Here is a 3,428-nt window from a genome sequence, read left to right on the forward strand (position 1 = left end):
AAGTGCTAGATTAAGCCTTGAATAAAGGCTTTCTAGCACTTTTTACTTTTTCAACTGTCAAACTCGGGATTCTACATACTTTTTTGAGTGTCGTCAATGATTTTGTTAATATTTTAACAAATTGTTTTAAACACAGATTCTTATTAATATATATAAAGTATTTTTAACATGTGAAAATATAAACAAGTGGTTGACATCCCCTATTTTAAGGACTAGACTAAGCATGTAAAGTAAATCTCGATTCAGAGTAGAAAGTAGGTATACAAATGAGAAAAGCTTATATTGTTGCTGCGAAACGTAGTGCAATTGGTACTTTTTTAGGAAGTCTAACAGATGTTGATTTAGCAACTGTTGGAGCTACAGTTTTAAAAGAAACTATTAAACAAGCAAACATTGATCCAGCAAACTTGGATGAAGTTATTATTGGTAACGTAATCGCTGCAGGTTTAGGACAAAACATTGCTCGTCACGTTGCATTCGATGCAGGTATTCCTGTTGAAGTATGTGCACAATCTATCAATATGTTATGTGGTTCAGGTTTGAAAGCTGTTATGGAAGCTACACTTCGTATTCAAGCTAACTTTGGTGACTTATATGTTGCTGGTGGTGTTGAATCTATGACACGTGCTCCATTCATGTTGAGCTATAAAAACCGTACAGGAACTAAAATGGGAGACCAAAAATTAGTGGATGCTATGTTACACGATGGTTTAACAGATGCAATGTATGGAATTCACATGGGATGTACAGCTGATAACATTGCTAAAAAATACAACATTTCACGTGAAGCACAAGATGAATTCGCATTTGCTTCTCAAGAAAAAGCTTTAGCGGCTATTGCTGCAGGTAAATTTAAAGACGAAATTGTTCCTATTACTTATAAAACTCGTAAAGGTGAAGTAGTATTCGATACAGACGAACACCCTCGTAAAACAAGCTTAGAAAAATTAGCTAAATTACGTCCAGCCTTCAACGCAGATGGAACTGTAACTGCAGGTAATGCTTCTGGTATCAATGATGGTGCTTCATTTACAATCGTTGCTAGTGAAGACGCTGTTAAGAAATATAACTTAAAACCAATTGCTGAAGTAATCGGATTTGGACAAGGTGGAGTTGATCCACGAGTTATGGGATTAGGTCCTACTCCAGCTATCTTAAATGCATTAAAATATGCAGATCTAAAAATCGAAGATCTTGACTTAGTTGAATTGAATGAAGCATTTGCTGCTCAGTCATTAGGTGTTATCCACGAATTAGAAGAAGCTACAGGTATGGATCGTGAAGCATTCTTAGCTAAGACAAACGTAAATGGTGGAGCCATTGCTTTAGGTCACCCAGTAGGTGCTAGTGGAAACCGTATCTTAGTTTCATTGTTATATGAAATGCAAAAACGTAAATCAAAAATCGGTCTTGCTTCCCTATGTATTGGTGGAGGACAAGGTGCCGCTGTTATCGTAAAAATGTGCGATTAATCAATAAGGAGACGTGTTCTCCTTATTTCTTTAAATTCACTTGTGAATTTTTTAATTTGTGATTGATTTTCATCATTCACTATGTTAAAGTTTAAAAGGTAAATGACTAATAGTCTTACATGGAGGAATATTAATATGACAAAAAAAGTAGTTTTAGCAGGTGCATGTCGTACTGCTATTGGTAAAATGGGTGGAGCTTTAAGTAACACTCCAGCTGCTGAATTAGGTTCTATTGTTATTAAAGAAGCATTGAACCGTGCAGGTGTTAAACCTGAACAAGTTGACGAAGTATTAATGGGATGCGTTATCCAAGCTGCTCAAGGACAAAACGTTGCTCGTCAAGCTAGTATCAAAGCTGGTCTACCAATTGAAGTTCCTGCCGTAACATTAAACGTTGTTTGTGGATCTGGTTTGAACTGTGTTAACCAAGCTGCTGCAATGATCATGGCTGGACAAGCTGATATCGTTGTTGCTGGTGGTATGGAAAACATGTCAATGGCACCATATGCTATGACTAAAGCACGTTTCGGTTACCGTATGAACAACGCTACTATCGTCGATACAATGGTAAATGATGCATTAACAGATGCATTCAACCACTACCACATGATGATTACTGCTGAAAACATCTGTGATCGTTGGAACTTAACTCGTGAAGAATTAGATGAATTCTCAGCTAACTCTCAACAAAAAGCAGAAAAAGCTATGGCTGAACACAAATTCGATGATGAAATCGTACCAGTTCCAGTTAAAGTTAAAAAACAAATCGTTGAATTCAAAGTGGATGAAGGACCTCGTCCAGGAACAACTGTTGAAACATTGGCAAAATTACGTTGCTGCTCTGGTAAAGAAGGCGGAATGGTAACTGCTGGTAATGCTTCAGGTATCAATGATGGTGCTGCTGCAATCGTTGTTATGAGCGAAGAAAAAGCAAAAGAATTAGGTGTTACACCAATGGCTACTTGGGTACAAGGTGCATTAGCTGGTGTTGAACCAGAAATTATGGGTATTGGACCAGTTGCTGCCACTCGTAAAGTTATGGAAAGAACTGGATTAACAGTTGATGATATGGACTTAATCGAAGCTAACGAAGCTTTCGCTGCACAATCAGTTGCTGTTGCTAGAGAATTAGGATTCGATATGAGCAAAGTTAACGTTAACGGTGGAGCTGTTGCATTAGGACACCCTGTCGGAGCTAGTGGATGCCGTATCTTAGTTACATTACTACACGAAATGCAAAAACGTGATGCTAAGAAAGGTTTAGCTACACTTTGCATCGGTGGTGGTATGGGTTGTGCTACTATCGTAGAACGTGACTAATTTACATCAATAATAACTAACTACTTCAAGAAGAGATTCAGTTTTGTCTGAATCTCTTCTTTTTTTCTTACTTTTTACAATTCAAAAATTTTTTTGTTATAATCAATTTAAAGGAGTTACTATAACTATGAACACAAATTTAAATCGAATATTATTTATTTTCTCAGGGATATGTTTTATATTCACATACTTCTTAACAAAGAATTTTACTTATCTACCATTAGGACTCTGTTGCTTAATACTATCGACAAACAAAAAAAGAGAAGACCACTAAGTCTTCTCTATTTTTCGATTTCCTTTAAGATGTTTTCAATCTTATTTCCCTGTTCAAGACTTGTATCTTGAATAAAGATCAATTCAGGCATCTTACGAATCTTGATTTTCTTTGCAACACCGGAACGAATAAATCCTTTTGATTGATTTAAAACACGCATACCTGCATCATTACGACCTTGTTTACCAAGGAATGTAACATACACTTTAGCTTGTGATAAATCACTTGTACATTGTACATCCGTTACTGTGCAAAAACCTAAGTTCGGATTTTTCAATTCAAATTGAAGAATGTGTGAAATCTCTCTTTGAATTGTCATCTCCATACGTTCTGTTTTTAATGACATACTATTCTTCCACTTC

3 protein-coding genes are annotated in these 3,428 nt (G+C 36.2%); 2 read left to right on the plus strand and 1 reads right to left on the minus strand.

Annotated features, from left to right (window positions below):
• Positions 1–266 precede the first annotated feature (266 nt).
• Together ACZQCL_RS07660 and ACZQCL_RS07665 are read left to right on the plus strand one after the other, a co-directional pair.
• The gene (locus ACZQCL_RS07660; RefSeq protein ID WP_118114492.1) at positions 267–1,472 is read left to right on the plus strand and encodes an acetyl-CoA C-acetyltransferase; all 1,206 of its coding nucleotides are present in this window, start codon (positions 267–269) and stop codon (positions 1,470–1,472) included.
• Positions 1,473–1,607: 135 nt separating this feature from the next.
• On the plus strand, positions 1,608–2,792 hold the full coding sequence (locus ACZQCL_RS07665; RefSeq protein ID WP_331865599.1) for an acetyl-CoA C-acetyltransferase: 1,185 nt from the start codon (positions 1,608–1,610) through the stop codon (positions 2,790–2,792).
• A 281-nt stretch (positions 2,793–3,073) separates the two neighbouring features.
• Here the strand turns inward: ACZQCL_RS07665 and rbfA are convergent, their stop codons facing one another.
• Complete coding sequence (gene rbfA, locus ACZQCL_RS07670) at positions 3,074–3,412, minus strand: 30S ribosome-binding factor RbfA (protein WP_227990901.1); 339 nt, start codon at positions 3,410–3,412, stop codon at positions 3,074–3,076.
• Positions 3,413–3,428 lie beyond the last annotated feature (16 nt).

This window comes from Holdemanella sp., assembly GCF_056804935.1.

Bases quoted from the DNA above. Each gene is read 5' to 3' on its own strand.
- ACZQCL_RS07660 (WP_118114492.1), top strand. From the start codon at position 267: ATGAGAAAAGCTTATATTGTTGCTGCGAAACGTAGTGCAATTGGTACT.
- ACZQCL_RS07665 (WP_331865599.1), top strand. From the start codon at position 1,608: ATGACAAAAAAAGTAGTTTTAGCAGGTGCATGTCGTACTGCTATTGGT.
- rbfA (WP_227990901.1), bottom strand. From the start codon at position 3,412: ATGTCATTAAAAACAGAACGTATGGAGATGACAATTCAAAGAGAGATT.